The sequence below is a fragment of the Acinetobacter puyangensis genome, from assembly GCF_900096995.1.
GTDB classification, from domain to species: Bacteria; Pseudomonadota; Gammaproteobacteria; order Pseudomonadales; family Moraxellaceae; genus Acinetobacter; species Acinetobacter puyangensis.
Window position 1 is genome coordinate 35,484 of sequence record NZ_OANT01000013.1, and the last position, 18,911, is coordinate 54,394.

At 42.5% G+C, this 18,911-nt stretch carries 18 protein-coding genes; 16 read left to right on the forward strand and 2 right to left on the reverse strand.

What is annotated here, in order from left to right; all coding sequences use genetic code 11:
- Positions 1-85: 85 nt before the first annotated feature.
- From pgaB to pgaD, 3 genes are read left to right on the forward strand one after another with little or no spacing between them, the layout of a single operon-like run.
- On the forward strand, positions 86-2,140 hold the full coding sequence (pgaB, locus tag CRO21_RS15825; RefSeq protein ID WP_097080282.1) for a poly-beta-1,6-N-acetyl-D-glucosamine N-deacetylase PgaB: 2,055 nt from the start codon (positions 86-88) through the stop codon (positions 2,138-2,140).
- Between the two features lie 11 nt (positions 2,141-2,151).
- The gene (pgaC, locus tag CRO21_RS15830; RefSeq protein WP_097080283.1) at positions 2,152-3,423 is read left to right on the forward strand and encodes a poly-beta-1,6-N-acetyl-D-glucosamine synthase; all 1,272 of its coding nucleotides are present in this window, start codon (positions 2,152-2,154) and stop codon (positions 3,421-3,423) included.
- A 28-nt stretch (positions 3,424-3,451) separates the two neighbouring features.
- Positions 3,452-3,865, forward strand: a complete 414-nt coding sequence (gene pgaD, locus CRO21_RS15835; RefSeq protein ID WP_097080284.1) for a poly-beta-1,6-N-acetyl-D-glucosamine biosynthesis protein PgaD — start codon at positions 3,452-3,454, stop codon at positions 3,863-3,865.
- A 40-nt stretch (positions 3,866-3,905) separates the two neighbouring features.
- Here the strand turns inward: pgaD and CRO21_RS15840 are convergent, their stop codons facing one another.
- Positions 3,906-4,478, reverse strand: coding sequence for a phosphorylase family protein (locus CRO21_RS15840; protein ID WP_097080285.1), 573 nt, complete (start codon positions 4,476-4,478; stop codon positions 3,906-3,908).
- Between the two features lie 149 nt (positions 4,479-4,627).
- Between CRO21_RS15840 and ribF the strand changes: the two genes are divergently transcribed.
- From ribF to erpA, 7 genes are all read left to right on the forward strand, one after another.
- A complete protein-coding gene (gene ribF / locus CRO21_RS15845; RefSeq protein ID WP_097080286.1) occupies positions 4,628-5,644 on the forward strand; it encodes a bifunctional riboflavin kinase/FAD synthetase in 1,017 nt (338 codons plus the stop codon).
- Between the two features lie 138 nt (positions 5,645-5,782).
- Positions 5,783-8,629: an isoleucine--tRNA ligase gene (gene ileS, locus CRO21_RS15850; protein ID WP_097080287.1), complete on the forward strand. Its 2,847-nt coding sequence runs from the start codon at positions 5,783-5,785 to the stop codon at positions 8,627-8,629.
- Positions 8,622-9,194: a signal peptidase II gene (gene lspA / locus CRO21_RS15855; protein ID WP_097080288.1), complete on the forward strand. Its 573-nt coding sequence runs from the start codon at positions 8,622-8,624 to the stop codon at positions 9,192-9,194. Before ileS ends, lspA begins: the two co-directional genes overlap by 8 nt.
- On the forward strand, positions 9,187-9,684 hold the full coding sequence (locus CRO21_RS15860) for an FKBP-type peptidyl-prolyl cis-trans isomerase (RefSeq protein ID WP_097080289.1): 498 nt from the start codon (positions 9,187-9,189) through the stop codon (positions 9,682-9,684). Before lspA ends, CRO21_RS15860 begins: the two co-directional genes overlap by 8 nt.
- A 138-nt stretch (positions 9,685-9,822) precedes the next feature.
- Positions 9,823-10,368: an NADPH-dependent FMN reductase gene (locus tag CRO21_RS15865; RefSeq protein WP_097080326.1), complete on the forward strand. Its 546-nt coding sequence runs from the start codon at positions 9,823-9,825 to the stop codon at positions 10,366-10,368.
- 163 nt (positions 10,369-10,531) lie between these two features.
- Positions 10,532-11,536, forward strand: a complete 1,005-nt coding sequence (locus CRO21_RS15870) for a putative solute-binding protein (protein WP_378235043.1) — start codon at positions 10,532-10,534, stop codon at positions 11,534-11,536.
- A gap of 79 nt (positions 11,537-11,615) precedes the next feature.
- Positions 11,616-11,951, forward strand: a complete 336-nt coding sequence (erpA, locus tag CRO21_RS15875; protein WP_097080291.1) for an iron-sulfur cluster insertion protein ErpA — start codon at positions 11,616-11,618, stop codon at positions 11,949-11,951.
- Between the two features lie 548 nt (positions 11,952-12,499).
- On the opposite strand, the gene CRO21_RS15880 is transcribed toward erpA, so the two are convergent.
- Complete coding sequence (locus CRO21_RS15880; RefSeq protein ID WP_097080292.1) at positions 12,500-13,783, reverse strand: lytic murein transglycosylase; 1,284 nt, start codon at positions 13,781-13,783, stop codon at positions 12,500-12,502.
- Positions 13,784-13,951: 168 nt separating this feature from the next.
- On the opposite strand from CRO21_RS15880, the gene CRO21_RS15885 reads away from it, so the two are divergent.
- The 6 genes from CRO21_RS15885 to CRO21_RS15910 all read left to right on the forward strand — a co-directional run bounded on the left by CRO21_RS15885 (position 13,952) and on the right by CRO21_RS15910 (position 18,828).
- The gene (locus CRO21_RS15885; RefSeq protein ID WP_228150472.1) at positions 13,952-14,575 is read left to right on the forward strand and encodes a 2'-5' RNA ligase family protein; all 624 of its coding nucleotides are present in this window, start codon (positions 13,952-13,954) and stop codon (positions 14,573-14,575) included.
- A gap of 1 nt (position 14,576) precedes the next feature.
- Complete coding sequence (cobU, locus tag CRO21_RS15890) at positions 14,577-15,089, forward strand: bifunctional adenosylcobinamide kinase/adenosylcobinamide-phosphate guanylyltransferase (RefSeq protein WP_228150473.1); 513 nt, start codon at positions 14,577-14,579, stop codon at positions 15,087-15,089.
- A gap of 3 nt (positions 15,090-15,092) precedes the next feature.
- A complete protein-coding gene (gene cobT / locus CRO21_RS15895) occupies positions 15,093-16,148 on the forward strand; it encodes a nicotinate-nucleotide--dimethylbenzimidazole phosphoribosyltransferase (protein WP_097080293.1) in 1,056 nt (351 codons plus the stop codon).
- Positions 16,145-16,753 (forward strand): histidine phosphatase family protein, encoded by a 609-nt coding sequence (locus tag CRO21_RS15900; RefSeq protein WP_228150474.1) that lies wholly within the window; start codon positions 16,145-16,147, stop codon positions 16,751-16,753. Before cobT ends, CRO21_RS15900 begins: the two co-directional genes overlap by 4 nt.
- Positions 16,754-16,764: 11 nt before the next feature.
- Positions 16,765-17,505 (forward strand): adenosylcobinamide-GDP ribazoletransferase, encoded by a 741-nt coding sequence (locus tag CRO21_RS15905; RefSeq protein WP_097080330.1) that lies wholly within the window; start codon positions 16,765-16,767, stop codon positions 17,503-17,505.
- A gap of 111 nt (positions 17,506-17,616) precedes the next feature.
- Positions 17,617-18,828: a GGDEF domain-containing protein gene (locus CRO21_RS15910; RefSeq protein WP_171294073.1), complete on the forward strand. Its 1,212-nt coding sequence runs from the start codon at positions 17,617-17,619 to the stop codon at positions 18,826-18,828.
- The last annotated feature ends 83 nt before the right edge of the window (positions 18,829-18,911 follow it).

An 18,911-nucleotide genomic window follows, 5' to 3' on the forward strand; every position in this document is an offset into this window, starting at 1 on the left:
CAGTAGAAAACATGTCATTTCTTTTTGAGGAAATGATGTGTTTTTTTTATTGGACGATAGTAAGGATGAATGAGATTGAACATTCATGAACACAGCCCGTTCGCTACATGTATTATCTGTATGTTTATCTATAATCTTAAGCAGTACTGCCCACAAGGGATTTGCTGAAGAGATTACGGTCAATAATGCTACTTCTACACCAGATATAAGTTCGGTCCAGAATGTAGAGGAACAACCCAAAATAGATGTGTCAGCTTTAACAATTATTGGTTATCACGAAATTATACCCAATAAAAATGCAATTATTGCTGGTTATGCTATTACGCCTCAGGATTTAACGCTGCATTTGGATTGGCTGGAACACAATGGCTATCATTTTATTAGCGTAGATCAGCTCATTAAAGCCAAAGAAGGAAAAATCAAACTTCCTGCCAAGCCTGTTTTACTGACAGTCGATGATGGCTATCAGTCTTTTTATCAGTATGCTTATCCGATTTTTAAAGCCCGTAAAATCCCTGTCGTGCTTTCAGTCGTGGGTTCATGGCTGGAGCCAAAGTCCGGAATGGTGCAGTTTGGTGATGATCAACTGGATCGCAGTAAATTGTTATCTTGGACAGAACTTGAGGAAATGCAAAATAGTGGCTATGTTGAAATCGGTAGTCATAGTTATAATTTACATCATGGTGTGATGGGTAATCCGCAAGGTAACTCTGAACCTGCGGCAATTACTCGAATTTATAATGCTAAAACCAAAAAATATGAAACAGATCAGGAATATGCAGCCCGTATTTATCAGGATTTAAAAAAGAATAATGAAGTCTTAAAGGCACATGGACTCAAATCTCCACGTGTAATGGTCTGGCCCTATGGGCGTTATAATCTTGAAACGGTAAAAATTGCCAAGCAGCTAGGTATGCCGATTACCATTACCTTGGATGATGGTCCTGATCATGTCAGTAAATCTCTGGGGCATTTAAATCGTATTTTGGTGGAACGAAATGAGTCCACCAATGCATTGGCTCAGGATATTCAAAATCGTTTGATGAATTTGACGGATAATAATCGTCCTCAAAAAGTCATGCATGTCGATCTGGATTATATCTATGACAAAGATCCCGCCCAGCAGGAACGCAATTTAAGCCATTTACTTGATCGTATTAATGCGATGGGGGTAAAGACTGTCTATTTACAGGCTTTTGCTGATCCTGATGCAGATGGTTCAGCGGACATGGTGTACTTCCCAAATCATTATTTGCCGATGCGGGCAGATCTATTTAACCGTGTGTCGTGGCAAATTCAGACCCGTACTACGGTGCAGCGTGTCTATGCATGGATGCCGTTATTGGCATGGGATTTACCGGCTAAGACTCCGGCCTCCAAAGCACTTGTGGTGACTCAGCAACCCAAGGCAAGTGATCATTTAAATATGGGTTATAAAAGGCTAAGTCCATACTCACCTTTGGCGCGTAAAACCATAGAAAGAATCTATAATGATCTGGCGAAATCAGCGTCATTTGATGGGATTTTATTCCACGATGATACGACGCTTTCCGATTATGAAGATGCTAGTCCGGATGCTTTAAATGCATATGCCAAAGCGGGCTTGCCTACAGATCTGGAGCAAATTCGGCAGAATGATGCATTATTATCAAAATGGACAGCGTTAAAAACCCGGACTATTGATGATTTTGCCATGCAGCTGGCACAACAGGTACGTTACTATCAGCCTTTTTTACTGACTGCGCGTAATCTTTATGCACAGGTGGCTTTATCTCCCTATGCAGAAAACTGGTATTCACAATCACTGGAACAATCTTTAAATCGTTATGATTTTACAGCCATTATGGCAATGCCTTATATGGAACAGGCAAAAGATCCGAATCAGTTTTATAATAATATTCTGAAACGGGTAAAGTCTTATCCCAACGGCATCATGAAAACTGTATTTGAGTTGCAGGCACAAAACTGGCGTACTCAACAGCCTGTCCCTTCGGAAGAAATTTCCAATACGATTAAATCATTGTACCAGCAAGGTGCAATGCATATTGCATATTATCCGGATGATCCAATCAAGGATCACCCAGATACGGTTCTTATGCGTGATGCATTTGCAGTTAAGCCTAACCGTCTTGTTCCTTAAAGGAATTAACTATGACGACCCTACATCATTTTTGGCAATCTGCGCTGAACTTTTTGTTCTATTACCCCCTGTTCATGTCTTATTTATGGATGATGGGCGCAATGATCTTTTACTGGAAAGAACGTCAGGAACCGCCTTATCAACATCCAGCACCACTGCCGGATTACCCCAAAGTTGCGGTATTGGTGCCATGTTTTAATGAAGGGGACAATGCAGAAGAAACCATCAGTCATGCTTTGGCTTTAAATTATCCCAATTTTGAAGTGATTGCGATTAATGATGGGAGCTCTGACAATACTGCCGAAGTTTTAAACCGTTTGTCACAACAGTATGAAAAACTGCGTGTTGTACATTTGGCCCATAATCAGGGCAAAGCTATGGCACTGCAAGCAGGCAGTTTACTGACCGATGCTGAGTATTTGATCGGTATTGATGGTGATGCTCTGCTGGATCCAAATGCAGCGATGTGGATGATTCGGCATTTTATTGCGAATCCTTCAGTGGCAGCGGTGACAGGTAATCCACGTATTCGTAACCGTTCAACTTTATTAGGGCGGGTACAGGTTGGAGAGTTTTCTTCTATTGTCGGCATGATTAAACGTGCTCAAAAGTCATTTGGACGTATATTTACCGTATCCGGTGTTATTACCGCATTTCGTAAGTCTGCTGTACATGATGTCGGCTACTGGTCTCCGAATATGTTGACTGAAGATATTGATATTACATGGAAATTACAACGTGCTGGCTGGGAGATTGATTTTGAGCCGAATGCACTGGTCTGGATTTTAATGCCGGAAAGTTTAAGCGGACTATGGAAACAGCGTTTACGCTGGGCCATGGGCGGTGCACAAGTACTCATCAAAAATATTGATGTCTTGATTAAACCACAGCTGAATTATTTATGGCCTTTAATGCTGGAATTGATTTTGACACTGATCTGGTCATATTTGATGCTTACTTTGGCGATTATTTGGATAATCCATCTGATTTTACCGGCTTTGGGATTACCTCCTGTAAATTCACCATTTTTGCCGTATGGAACGGGTATTTTTCTAGGTCTGACCTGTTTATTCCAGTTCGTGATCAGTAAATGGATGGATAGTCGTTATGAACCTGCATTAGGCCGGAACTATTACTGGATGATCTGGTATCCATTTATCTTCTGGCTCATTACTGTATCCGCCAGTATCATTGCTTTTCCTAAGGTTCTCCTCCGAGGCAATGGTCAACGTGCACGCTGGGTTAGCCCGGATCGTGGTGTGCGTATTCATCCTGAAAACTGACCATCTACCCAAAAAAAGAGATCATAAAATGAAAAATCATTCTTTAATCATCGATATCAGGCACCAGTTGCCCTGGCATCGGCGTTATATGTCGAATACCACCACGGCACTTTTATGGGCAAGCTGGTTATTATTATGGCGTCCCATGATGATTTTACTGGGGATTATTGGGGTACAGAATCATCATATCGTGCACCATCTGTTGATGTTGTTTTTGACCGCACTGGAAAAAGGTGTGATCATGCTGGTGGTCTGTGCCCTGTTATTGCTGCTCTGGAATAACTTTGTACCGTTTAAACCCTTTAAACGTGTTGCTGCTAAAAATACACAGGATTATGCTCAGCATTTTGCGTTAGATACGCAACATTTACAGCACTGTCGTCAGCAAAAAATTACTGTGGTTCATTATGATGAAACCGGTAAAATCACTGAAATTGATTAACCAGGAGGCTGTGTCATTATGTAATGATACAGCCTCTTTTTTATTGATGAGACATGCTTTGATAAAGCGCCAATAATTTTTGTGCGCCCAATAATAAATTATCCTGCCACTCCAGATGCGCTGTGTCATTGGCACCATCGGTAATATATTTTACCGAAATCAAGCGTACCCCCAATTTTTTACAGACCTTTGCCATGGCATAGCCTTCCATATCGACCAGATCACAGGCAATCTTGGGTTGACCTGTTTCAAAACTATCACCCGTGCCACAAATACCTTGCGGTAAATGCTTAAAATAAGGCTCAAGTTGAATTTCGGCAGGAATTTCTTTATCTAATGGTGTCACGCCGACGGCAAAGCCCAAGGGTGAGACATCCATATCACGTTGTACAAATTGGCTGACTTCTACCAGAGTATGGGCATCGAATACGCTGCTTCCTGCGGAACCCAGATTTAATACAGTATCACAGCCTGTTTTTTGAATCACTTCAAAGGTTTTAAAGGCAGCATTGACTTTGCCAATACCGCTGTAATGCACCTCAATACCAGCTTGTTCAAACAGACCATGGGATTCGTCGGGAATGGCCATGATAATGGCGAGAGAATGATTCATATGAAAAAACAGGGTAAAATAAAATCTATTAGAAATAAAATCGTTGCAGGAAGCAAATTTTAATTGCTGTTTAAAAACACAACAACAAGAACAATTTGTGATTTTATGGCACAATATCCCACTTTAGATTTACGATTTTATTTTAGGCTATGAAGCTGCTACGTCTGCATGCACACGCTCCACACCATCAGATCCCGCCGACAGCGGTGACGATAGGTAATTTTGATGGTATCCATGTTGGCCATCAGGCGATGATTGCACAATTAAAAAATGTTGCTCAGGCAGAAAATTTAAAAAGTCTAGTGATGATTTTTGAACCACAGCCTTTAGAGTTTTTTAAGGGTTATGATGCCCCACCCCGTATTACTTCTATGCGTGAGAAAGTAGAAATTCTGACCGAGATGGGTGTGGATTATGTGGCAATTGCCAAATTTGATGATGCCTTTCGCAGCATGAGTGCGATGGATTTTGCCGAATTATTAAAAAAACAGCTCAATGCCAAAAGTCTGGTGTTGGGTGATGATTTCCATTTTGGCAAAAATCGCAGTGGAGACAGTGCTTTTTTACGACAACAAGGCTTTGATGTTTTTAATTTAGACACCATACATGTGCATGAGCAACGGGTCAGTTCAACCCGTATTCGTGAAGTGCTACAACAAGGTGATCTGGCACTGGCTGCAAAATTACTGGGTAGACCTTATAGTATTACCGGACGTGTGCTACACGGTAATAAAATTGGCCGCACACTGGATTTTCCGACCATTAATGTGGCATTGCACCGACATAAACCCTGTTTACGGGGCATTTATGCGGTAGATGTGCGTTGTATGGAATTACCATTATCCCGAAAAGTGGCTGAAGAGAATCCGCAGCAAACCGGTATTGCAGCGTATACACCCTATAGTTTGTTTGGTGCTGCCAATGTCGGTACACGACCTGCCATCAAACAGGAAGATCCGGAATGGCGATTAGAAGTACATTTTCCTGATGTTTCTGCTAATCTGTATGGCCTATTAATGCGGGTGACTTTTTTGCATTATTTACATGGCGAGAAAAACTACGCTTCTCTGGAGGCCTTAAAACAAGGTATTGCTGAGGATGTGGTACAGTTACGCCAGTATCGGCAGGATACCGCAGAATTTCCTTTTGGAAATTTGAGTCTGTAACCAGATTGATGCCCGATTCAAAAATGGATTGGGCAAGCATATGTTGAAAGATATGTTTGAAACGCCCCGAATTCGGGGATTACATTGAGTGATAAAGCAACCGTCAGCACAGGCTGATTTAACTGGAAGACAACGTGCATGAGCGATAAGCAAACTTCTGAAAATGCAGTGGATTACAAAGCCACGCTTAACCTTCCCCATACAGACTTTGCCATGAAGGCAAATTTGGCTGTACGTGAAGCAAAATGGTTAGACGACTGGTATGCCGACAACATTTATCAGCAGATTCGTGCATCGCGAATTGGCAAGAAAAAATACATTCTGCACGATGGCCCTCCCTATGCCAATGGTTCAATTCACTTGGGACATGCAGTCAATAAAGTGCTCAAAGACATTATTGTCAAAAGTCGTACACTGGACGGTTTTGATGCACCCTATGTTCCGGGCTGGGATTGTCATGGTTTACCGATTGAATTAAAAGTCGAAGAAAAAGTCGGCAAAGTCGGGGTAAAAGTTGATGCTTCAACCTTTCGTAAAGCGTGTCGTGAATACGCATTAACCCAGATTGCATTACAGAAAAAAGATTTTAAACGTCTTGGCGTGTTTGGTGACTGGGACAATCCTTATCTCACCATGAACTTTAAACAGGAAGCCGATATTGTTCGTGCACTGGGTTTAATCCAGAAAAATGGACATATTCAGCCGGGATTAAAACCTGTGAACTGGTGTCTGGATTGTGGTTCTGCGCTGGCTGAAGCCGAAGTGGAATATGAAGATAAACAATCGGACGCGATTGATGTCGGTTTTGCAGTGGTGGATTTAAAGGATTTATCAGCACGTGTGGGTGTCGAAGTTACACAGCCAACCGACATTGTGATCTGGACGACCACACCATGGACATTACCTGCCAATCAGGCAGTTGCATTGAATGCCGAACTGGACTATCAACTGGTGCAGGTCAATACCGATCATGGCCCACAAAACCTGATTTTAGCCAAAGATCTGGTAGCGTCGGCTTGTGAACGTTATCAGTTGGAAAATCCACAAGTTCTGGCAGATTTCACCGGTGATAAACTGGAAAAATTAAGCCTGCAACACCCGTTAATTGCCGAACGTCAAGTACCTGTTATTTTGGGTGAGCATGTGATTGCCACCAGTGGTACAGGTGCAGTGCATACCGCACCTGGGCATGGTGTGGACGATTATAAAGTTGGCTTGCAATATGGTTTGAAAGTCGATAATCCGGTGGGTGGAAATGGTGTTTATTTGCCAACTTCTCCAGTATTTGCCGGTGAGCATATTTATAAAGCCAATCCAAAAATCATTGCAACACTGGGCGATACAGGTCGTTTATGGGCACATAAAAAGATTAGCCATAGCTATCCGCATTGCTGGCGTCATAAAACTCCGATTATCTTCCGTGCGACACCACAATGGTTTATCAGCATGGAACAAAAAGGCTTACGTGAAACTGCCCTTAAAGAAATTGAAAACAACATCGAATTTATCCCGGACTGGGGTAAAAACCGTATGCAGTCTATGGTCGAAGGTCGGCCGGACTGGTGTATTTCCCGTCAACGTACCTGGGGCGTGCCGATCACTTTCTTTGTGCATAAAGATAGCAATGAATTGCATCCGCGTACGCAGGAGTTGATTGAAGAGGTTGCCAACCTGATTGAACAGGAAGGCATTGATGCCTGGTTTAATCGTGAGCCTAAGGATTTCCTGCCAGCCGATGAAGCGGCACAATATAATTGTGTGCGTGATACGCTAGATGTCTGGTTTGACTCTGGGACAACACATTATGCAGTGCTGGATCAGCGTCCGGAATTGCAACGCCCTGCTGATCTTTATCTGGAAGGTTCAGATCAGCATCGTGGCTGGTTCCAGACCTCATTATTGGCAAGTGTTGCCATTAATGATGCTGCGCCATATAAAGCTTTATTGACGCATGGTTTTACTGTCGATGAAAATGGCCGTAAGTTATCCAAATCTCTAGGCAACTATATTCCGCTGGATGACATCATCAAACAACTGGGTGCGGATGGTTTGCGTTTATATGTCGCATCTAGCGATTATCGCTATGAAATTGCCGCATCTAAAGAAATCTTTAGCCGTGTATCGGACAGCTATCGCCGTATTCGTAATACCCTGCGCTTCCTGCTGGCAAACTTGAATGGCTTTCAACCGAGCCGTGATTGCTTGCCTATAAATGAATTGATTGCACTGGATCAATATATTTTGCAGCGTACTGCCGAAGTACAAAAAACCATTACTCAAGCCTATAGTGACATGAGTTTCCATGTGGTGGTGAATGCCCTCACCCAGTTCTGTATTAATGATCTGGGCGGTTTCTATCTGGATATTATCAAGGATCGTCAATACACCACCAAGGCAGATTCACAGGCTCGTCGTTCGGCACAAACGGCACTGTATCATCTGGTACAAGCTTTTGTCCGCTGGATGAGTCCGATCTTAAGCTTTACCGCACAAGAAGCATGGGCATTGATTCCGGAACAAAGTGAGCAATATGTCTTTACCACAGAGTGGTATGATATTCCGACTGCAACCACAGCGAATGCCTTTAGTGAAACAGACTGGCAAACCCTGATTGCGGTGAAATCGGCAGTGAATAAGCAAATCGAAGTGGCACGTAATGCCAAACTGGTGGGAAGTAATCTGTCGGCAAAAGTTGAAATCTGGGCAGATGATGCCTTGAAACAACTGCTGGATCGTCTGGAAGATGAATTACGTTTTGTCTTGATCACCTCACAGGTTCAGGTCTATGCATTTGATGCTGCACAAGGTGAAGCCACAGATCTGGCGGGCCTAAATGTCAAAGTATCTGCATCGATTGGTGAGAAATGTGCGCGCTGCTGGCATGTCTTACCAGATGTCAACACACATGCTGATCATCCCGGTTTATGCTCTCGCTGTATCATCAACTTACCATCTGGTACAGGTGAAGTGAGAAAATATGCCTAAGCAAAATTCCGGCTGGTTACGCTTCTATCCACATAATTTGATCTGGTTGGGACTGGCGATCCTGACCATTGTGCTGGATCAAATTACCAAACAGATTGCATTGGCAAAACTGGTATTTGAAGGTAACAGCATTAATGTGCTGCCAGTATTTAGTTGGACGCTGGCCTATAATCCGGGCGCGGCGTTTAGCTTTTTATCCGATGCTGGTGGTTGGCAACGCTATTTCTTTACTGCATTGGCAGGTGTGGTGTCGGTGATTTTTGTATTTTGGCTCATGCGTATGCCAAAAAGTTTAAAAGTATTACCTGCGGCAATTGCGTTGATTCTGGGCGGTGCGGTGGGCAATTTGATTGATCGTTTAACCACTCAACTGATCAATTATCGTGGTGAACCTGTGCATGGTGTGGTGATTGACTTCCTGCATGTACATTACCAGAGCTGGAATTTTCCGGTATTTAATCTGGCAGATTGTGCCATTACACTGGGGACGATTTTACTGCTTATCGATACATTTTTCCTTGAGAAAAAACGTCACCAAATCAAAGCCGAGCCAAAGCATGACTGAAACAAACACATTAGATATCATTAATCCCAATGATGAAACCCGCATTGAAGAAGGCGCAAAAGTTGAGTTGCATTTTTCTGTTGCGATTGAAGATGGCGCCGAAATTGATAATACCCGTAGTCGCGATGAGCCGGTCAGTCTAGTGATTGGTGATGGTAATTTATTGCCCGGTTTTGAAAAGGCTTTGATGGGTTTGCGCGCAGGTGATCGTCGTACTGTACATTTACCACCCGAAGATGCATTTGGGCCGTGGAATCCGGAAAATGTACAAAAGTTTGATACGGTAAAATTTGAGCAACGACCTCAGCTTGGACAGATGATTGAGTTTGAAGATAAGTCCAAATCCAGCTTATTCGGTGTGGTTAGATTGGTAGGTGATGACATTACCGAGATTGATTTTAATCATCCATTGGCAGGCAAAAATATTACTTTTGCGGTGGAAATCTTTAAGGTAACCCCTAAAGGTCAGCAAGGTATTCAGTTAAGATAATCAAGTAAAATGGATTGAATATGCCCATGTATATTGATTTATACATGGGTTTTTTCACTAAAAATTACTAAAATCTGCTACTTCCACGCTATTTTTTAATTAACATAAATTACACATCGATTAATGAGTAAATCAATGATGAAAATACAAATTATTGTGGGTAGTGTGCGTGAAGGTCGGGTTGCCATTCAGGTGGCAGAATGGATGCTACAGGCTTTGGCCGATTTTAATCAGGCAGAGATCGAACTGGTAGATTTAAAACAATGGAATTTGCCGATATATAGCGGAGCATCGCCATTGGCCTTAAACCGAAATTATTCCGATCCTTCACAGCAGAAATGGTCAGAAAAAATTTTGGAGGCAGATGCCTATATTCTGATTAGTCCGGAATATAATCACGGTTACTCACCTGCCCTTAAAAATGCATTGGATTATCTGGGTACAGAATGGAAAAACAAAGCTGTTGCTTTTGCAAGTTATGGATCGAGCAATGGCGCACGTTCGATTGAACATTTACGTGCGGTGACAGTGCAACTGGGGTTAATTGATAATAATCTTGCCCTAGAAATTCGTGATATTTTTGCCCGCACCAAAGCACAAAATTTTGTGGGTAATGAATTTGAACAAAAACTTTTAGTATCGATTGCTGCACAATTGGTAGAGCTTGCGAAAAAATTAAAATAAATTTTTAAAAATGATGGTATAGATTGGTCATATTTTGATAAACATCGTCATTATGACCAATTTATATTGATCTCCCTCTTTTTATACTGTCACGACACATAGAGATTGAGCACAAAGGATAAGTGCCCTTCAATAATCATAATGAGGCAGTACAATGAAAAAAATGAATACATTGATCAGTGCAGTGTTTGCACTGACCGTACTGAGCAGCACAGTACAGGCAAAGCAGACATTTTGTGTATTTGATTTGGTTGGAACACAGGGTGATGTCTATGCCTTAATGAAAGATTATCAGCTTGCCGCCAAACAATGGGGCGCAGATCTCGAACTGAAAGCCTATACCGATGAACGGGTTTTAACAGAAGATTTCAAGGCAGGTAAATGTGATGGTGCCAGTATCACAGGTATGCGGGGGCGACAATTTAATTCGTTTGTTGGTTCGATTGATGCCATTGGTGCCTTGCCTGATTTAAAGCTGGCTGTGAAAGTGATGCAAACATTGGCAGATCCACGTTTTGCCGCAGACATGAAAAATGGCGCATATGAAATTGTAGGTATTGTCCCGGTTGGCGATGCTTATCTCTTTGTTAATGATCGTAATATTAATACCGTGGCGAAAGCGGCAGGAAAGAAAATAGCCATTTTAGATTACGACACAGCGCAAAAAAAACTGGTTCAACAGATTGGCGCGCAAGCAGTATCTGCCGATGTGACCAATTTTGGCTCAAAATTTAATAACGGACAGGTAGATATTATTGGTGCGCCTGCTGCGGTATTTCGCCCGCTGGAATTATATAAGGGGCTGGGGAGTAAGGGGGCAATTGTAAATTATCCGATTTTGCAAGTATCCGGTAACTTAATTATTCATAGTGCCAAATTTCCTGTGGGCTTTGGTCAAAAATCCAGAACATGGGTTAGAGGTCAATTGCCTCGTGCCTTTGGGATTCTGGATAAAATGAAGCAGGATATCCCTGCCAAATACTGGATGAATGTACCCGAAGGCGATAAGCTCGGTTATCAAAAAATGATGCGGGAAGCACGGATTCATTTAACCAAAGACGGTATTTATCATAAAAAAATGATGGAATTATTATGGCGGGCACGCTGTGCAGAAAACCGTCAGAATTTTGAATGTACTTTGCTTGATGAGCAATACTCAAAAAAGTAAATTTAAACTTGTAAATTACATCTTAGACCATATATGTTAGACTATAACACTATAGTTTTTATTTATTGGTGGAAACGTGATGACTGCCCAAGCCTTGAGTATGACAGACAGTGCTGCAAGAAAAGTACGTCAATTAAGAGAGAGTGAAGGGAATCCTGATCTCATGCTGCGTGTCTATGTTACTGGTGGCGGCTGTTCAGGGTTTTCCTATGGGTTTAACTTTGCCGAAAGTGTCAATGAAGATGATGCGGAATTTGAAAATGGCGATGTTAAAATGGTTGTAGATTCATTAAGTTATCAATACTTAGTGGGTTCAACTGTCGATTATCTCGAAGGACTGGAAGGTTCCCGCTTTGTGGTACAAAATCCAAATGCGACAACAACCTGTGGTTGTGGTTCTTCATTTTCAGTTTAATATTTAGGGTCTGTTGACATTTGATAAATAGATCATAGACGAAATATTAACAGACACTAATTATTTATCAAATTGAAATGCCCTGAAAAGTCAGGGCATTGTTGTTCTTATTAGTGGTTGTTTTTAGATTTATTTTTTAAGCTGTTATTGTGTTCTTATCTAAGCTTAAGGTTTATTTTTTGCATAGCATTTTTATATTTAAAAAAATTATCGTGAATCAGAGAAGATCAAAAACTAATTCACGATAAATATATGTTTACATTGAATTCTTATTATACGCGCCAGATAAATATCTGGGAATACATGCCAGATCACCACGGTTATATCGAATACTTTTGAATGTCATGTCTATGTCTCACCTGTCAATCTCCTGTACGTTTAATATAGTTCCAGATCTTGGTAATGTGAAATAAGTAAATTTGTAATGCTTATCAAAAAGATCTAGCAGCTTTTCTGCTATGGAATTGCGTTTTTGGAAAAATAAAACCCCAATTAACATGATTACAAAGACTTGCCCAACAATGAACAAGCCTTCTGGTTAAAAAAAATTATTTCATCAGTTGTTCGGCGCGTAATGCCCGTAAAATTTGTTGCCCTGCCCGTCCTGTCTGAGCAAATCCAAGGCGTTGTTGTTCAACCCGAATGGCCTGACGGCTTTTATCGCCAATTAAACCATCAACATCACCGATGTCATGACCACGTTGTAGTAATAATGTTTGTAATTCACGGCGTTCTGCACGGGACGTTCCTGGATCATTGGTTGGCCAACTGGCAATAATCCCCGGCTTACCTTGTAAGCGATCGGATAATAAGGCGATTGCCAAGGCATAGCTTTCGGCAGCGTTATAACCATAGATAGCATCAAAGTTTTTGAATACGAGGAATTTTGGTCCGTTGGCACCTGCGGGTGCAAGTAAGGCAGCCGGTGTGTTGCTGCTTAAATTACCTTGAATGACAGCCGATCCATCCATACGGGTCACGCCACGACTCGCCCATGTCCCCAAAGCAATTTTATTGGTACGACCAGATGCAATAACGCTGCTCGGTGCTTGTACCTCAAAGCCCCATGGCATACCGGTTTGCCACCCTCCCCGTTTCAGGAAGTTGGCGGTAGAAGCCAGTGCATCGGGTACACTGGACACTAAATCACGCCGTCCATCGCCGTCAAAATCAACTGCAAGGCGCTCATAGGTTGATGGCATAAACTGGGTATGACCAAAGGCGCCTGCCCATGAGCCTTTGAGTTGGTTTTCAGTAAGATCACCGCGTTGCAAGATCCGCATGGTGGCAAAAAATTCACCACGGAAATAGGACTGACGACGCCCTTCACAACTTAAAGTGCCCAAAGCCTGCAATAATGGATATTTACCGGAAATATTGCCAAAATTACTTTCTACACCCCACACTGCCACAATGGTTTCTACTGGAATACCGTATTGCGCCGATGCTCGGTTCAGCACATCACGATATTGGACAATTTTTTGCTGTCCTTCCTGAACCCGTTCATCATCGACCAAACCGGATAAATAGTCCCATAGATCGGTTTTAAATTCCGGTTGATAGTTTAGTTTCTCGATAACTGAATAATCAGGCGTTAGATTTTGTGTATAACGATCATAGGTACTGGCTGATACGCCGGCTGCAATCGCATTTGAGCGCAGATTGGCAATACATTGGTTAAAATTATTGCTTGGCGAATAGCTACTCGGATTGTTGGTATTGGGTGTGGTCACAGCGGTGCTGGTACTGGCGGGTTGCCCATTAATAATTAGTTCCGCATGTGCCTGCGAAATGCAGATGCTCAGTGCGAGCAACAATGTAGAATAACGCATAGATTTCCCTAAAGTTTTAAATATCATTTATGATTTACCATAGCATCAATTTCTGCGATTTTCAGAGTCATTTTGGTAAAAAATCGTCTATATAGACATGTCATCATGAATTTTTGCTTGGTATTTTTTAGTTAAAACATGATTAGTTAAAACATTAAGAGGACGCATGTGTTTATTCAGGTAAATCGTCCCGTAGTGGCACTAGAAAATAGAGATTATCCGGAATGGCATCGGGGGCGGCAGCATTTTGCCTTGTGGTATATCGAAATTGAAGCGCCGGAGTTGATTGGCTATTGTCAGGATATGCGGATGCAATTGCTGGATTTTTTATTGCCAGATAGTCAGCGCCAGTTCCATATTAGTTTGTTTATCAATGGGTTTTTAACACCTTTCAAACACGATGATGACGATTTTAGCCTGAATCAGATGCTTAGTCAGATCGAACAATTACAGCAATTAAATCTACAGCCGTTTGAACTGGATATTGGCGCAATAAACAGTTTTTCCAGTAGTGTGTTTTTAACAATCCAAGATAAAAGTGATAGCCTTACACGGATTAGAAAATTGCTGGCGAGCACACAGCAAGAAATTGCGGCGCCAGCGTATTGTCCGCATATTACACTGGGATTTTATCGGCAGGCGTTTTCAGGGCAAGATGTTTTAGCTCGTCTGCAACAATGTGATTGGCAACAGCAGACTATACGTGTTGAGCAATTACGTTTTGGTGTTTATGATGCACAGGTATTGCAAGGTCGGTTATCCACGCTGTATCAGCTTGATTTGGTGAAATAAGATGGGCATGGAATTGATTTTAGGCGGGGCACGTTCGGGTAAAAGTAAACTTGCCGAGCAACGTGCTAAAGACAGTGCTTTACCTGTACTCTATGTGGCGACTGCACAGGCCCTTGATGCTGAAATGCTGCAACGTATTCGGCACCATCAACAGACGCGTCCTGCAACATGGCAACTGGTTGAAGAACCGATTGATCTGGCTGATGTTTTGTTACAGCATGATCAGCCGCAAAGGCTGATTTTGGTCGATTGTTTGACATTATGGTTGAGTAATGTATTGACACAGAATGAGGCATTATTTCAGCAGCAAATCGATGGTTTTCTGGATGTGGTGGCGAAACTTGAGGCACAGCTGATTCTGGTAAGTAATGAAACTGGTCTGGGTGTGGTGCCGATGGGCGAACTGAGCCGAAAATTTGTTGATGAATCCGGTCGATTACATCAGAAACTAGCACAACTGGCAGATCGGGTGACATTTTGTGTGGCAGGTTTGCCCATGACATTAAAAGGATAGACAATGACGTCTGCTTGGTATTTAAACCCTGCACAAACGCTTGATCTGACTAGTAAAGATCAGGCACAGCAACGCCAGTTACAGTTGACCAAACCAACCGGGGCTTTGGGCCAGCTGGAGCAGATGGCGATTGATCTGGCTGCGATGCAAGGCAAGGTGTGTCCGCTGATTGATCGGCCATGGATCACGATTTTTGCCGGGGATCATGGCATTATGCAGGAAAATATTTCTGCCTATCCACAAGTGGTTACACGACAAATGCTGCATAATTTTGCCACAGGTGGCGCATGTATCAGCGTGATTGCCCGGCAGTATCAGGCATATTTACAGGTGATCGATTGTGGTACTGCGGGTGCAGCCTATCAGGTCAATGGTGTAGAACAGCGTGGCATTGCACAGGGCACAGCAAACTTTCTCAAACAGCCGGCTATGTCATTGGAACAGTCTCAATTGGCGATGGATTTGGGTAAGGACAGCGTAGAACAGGCACATGCCCAACAGTCAGATCTTTATATTGCAGGAGAAATGGGGATTGGTAATACCTGTTCTGCCTCGGCATTGGCCTGTTTATTGTTACAGGAAGATGCAGAAAAATTGACAGGTGTCGGCACAGGCATTGATGATGCGACTTTGCAGCGTAAAAAACAGGTGATTCAAGAGGCCATAGCTCTATATCAGACGCAAGTACAGCATCAACCCGTGCATGCGTTATGCTGTGTCGGTGGCTTTGAAATTGCAGCGATGGTGGGCGCATATATTCGCTGTGCACAGCTTGGCTTACCCATGTTAATTGATGGTTTTATTTCTTCGGTGGCGGCATTATGTGCTGTGCGGATTCTGCCACAAGCACATGACTGGATGTTGTTTAGTCATCAATCCGCCGAATATGGGCATCAGCGTATTTTACAGGAATTACAGGCCAAGCCTTTGTTACAACTGAATTTGCGTTTGGGTGAGGGCAGTGGTGCCGGTGCTGCGATTGGGATTATTCAACTGGCATGTGCATTACATCAACATATGGCAACGTTTGCTGAAGCTGCGGTTGCCAATAAATCATGATTGAACTGGATTTGCTGCGTCATGGCGAAACCGAACTAACGCAAGGGCAGACCTCGATATTACGTGGGCAGCTTGATGATGCACTGACTGATGCTGGCTGGCAGCAGATGCAGCAGACTTTTGATCAGGCTTTTTTGAATATAGAATGGCAAAGTTTGATTTCATCTCCATTACAACGCTGCGCCCGATTTGCACAAACGCAAGCACAGCAACATGATTTGCCTGTGTTACTGCTAGATAATTTAAAAGAGATGAATTTTGGTGATTGGGAGGGGCTATCTACTGCGGATTTATATCAGCATTTTCCCGATGATTTAGCCCGATTTTGGCAAACCCCAACACAGTTTAGCCCACCGAATGCAGAAAAAATTCAGGATTTTGCCTTGCGAATACAGACGGCATTACAAGACATTTATCGCCTTGCCCAGCAGTATAAATATAAAAAGGTCTGTGTGATTACCCATGGCGGGGTGATTAAGTTGTGTTATTGTCTTGCACAACAACGCAGTTTAGATGATATTTTAACGCTTCCTGCATCATTGGCTACATTGCACCATTTCCGGCTAGATTTTCAAGCACAACAGTTCGTTCTGACATGTCATTAAATTCTATGCTCATTACGCCATTTCTAATCGCACTGCAATTTTTAACCACGATTCCAGTGCGATTACAGACCATGCCATCGGCACAGCAAAATGCGCGGTCGATATTATTTTATCCTGTGATTGGCACCATGATCGGGGGGATTCTGTATGCGATGGCGTTTTATCTTTCGCCCTTGCCCTTGGTATTATTGAGTAATCTGATACTGGTCGCATGGATCTGGTTAACGGGTGGTTTGCATCTTGATGGCTTGGCAGATAGTGCTGATGCTTGGGTAGGTGGCTTTGGTGATCGGGAGCGAACACTGGCGATCATGAAAGACCCTGCCTGCGGTCCAATTGGGGTGATCAGTATTGTTGTGCTCTGTATGCTGAAATGGTCGAGTCTGTATGTATTGTTACAGCAACAACAGTATTGGCTATTGATTTTTATACCCATGCTGGGGCGATTAAGTCCGCTATTTTTGTTTTTGACCACGCTTTATGTTCGTCAGCACGGTTTGGGCACACAGATGATGCAGTATTTGCCTAAAAAATTGTGTTTGCCGGTTTTTATTGTTTCTTTACTGCTTTTTATCTGGACTGGACAAACCCTCGCCTGTTTGCTGATCCTGATATTTCTACTGGCCTTATGCTATTTGCGACATAAAATGTGCCAGCGTATCGGTGGCATGACAGGGGATACCATCGGCGCCAGTGTTGAACTGATTGAAATGCTCATGCTGCTGAGTGCTGTGTTCTTGTTCTATATATAAAAATGACCACCAAAAACATAGATAGAAGCGCGTTAAATACAGCATTGGTTATGCCAAGAACACTACAATGAAAATATATTCTGTATCGCTGTTACAATGATGTCAGAAATCATGAATGATTCAGGTTGTAATTTACCCGAAGAAGACACTACAATTTTTAAATTCCTCTCTCCTCAATCAATAGCGACGTTATCAGCCAGCATGAAAATCAACTCTGTGTATAAGACATTAGGCGAGCAATTACATATTAATGAAGTAGAAATTCGGCAACGTAAAGTATTGCTGGGTTTTGATTTTGATGATGAAAAGTTACTGGAAAAGTCATTGATATGGATTGTAGATGACATTGCGACCATTATCGAAAGATTTTATGACAAACAAATAGAAATTGATGAAGTTGCCTTGATTATTGGCGATGCTGATACGCTTGGGCGATTAAAAAATACCATGCAGGGCTATGTGCGCGAACTTTTTTCCGGTAGTTATGAGCTGGAATATACCAATAGCCGCTTACGGATAGGACTGATTCATAAGCGCATTGGCGTATCACCCAAATATTATCTTTCCGCTTTACTGTCGTTAAAACAAAATATTTTTGCCATATTGGAGCAGAATGTTGCTGATGCTGCACAATGCGAAAAAATTAAAGCATCTTTGGACAAATTATTAATGCTGGATTCCCAACTGGTATTTGATGCCTATTTCCGCAGTATGTTGCTGGAAGTTGAAGTCGCTCGAGACCGCGCGGAAAAAAATGAAGCACAACTGGAAACCATTGTGGCTGATCGTACCCAGAAACTAGAGGAACTGGCACGTAAGGATGCATTGACCGGACTTTGGAATCGTCGGCATTTTATTGAAGAACTGTTTTGTGAAATTGTTCGTTCCAAACGCCAATCCTTACATTTAAGTGTCTTGTATATTGATCTTGATGGTTTTAAACAACTGAATGATTCACAAGGTCATCTGGTCGGTGATGATGCGCTATGTAATTTTGGGCAGGAATTGACAGGGCTATGCCGCAATTATGATACTGTTGCTCGCATGGGCGGCGATGAGTTTGTGATTTTATTGCCGGGGCTGGATAGTCAGCAAGCAACTGAGGTGGCAAAACGGATTTTGGTATGGGATAAAAAGCAGCATTATGATATTTCCATGAGCATCGGCATTGCGACTACCGGACTGGAATATTGGGTGGAAACACCGGAAGAATTACTGGCGCTGGCCGATGCCGCCATGTATTTGGCCAAGCATAATGGTGGTTCACGCTATATTGTCGCCAATACGGTTCAGCCTGAAGTCAACGAAAAAGAGCAGGTTTAGTGCTAGGGTAAAGGCCATCAATTTTGAATGATGGTCTAATACCTTTGCTCGATAGAGAATGATATGTTACGGATTTTAGCCAT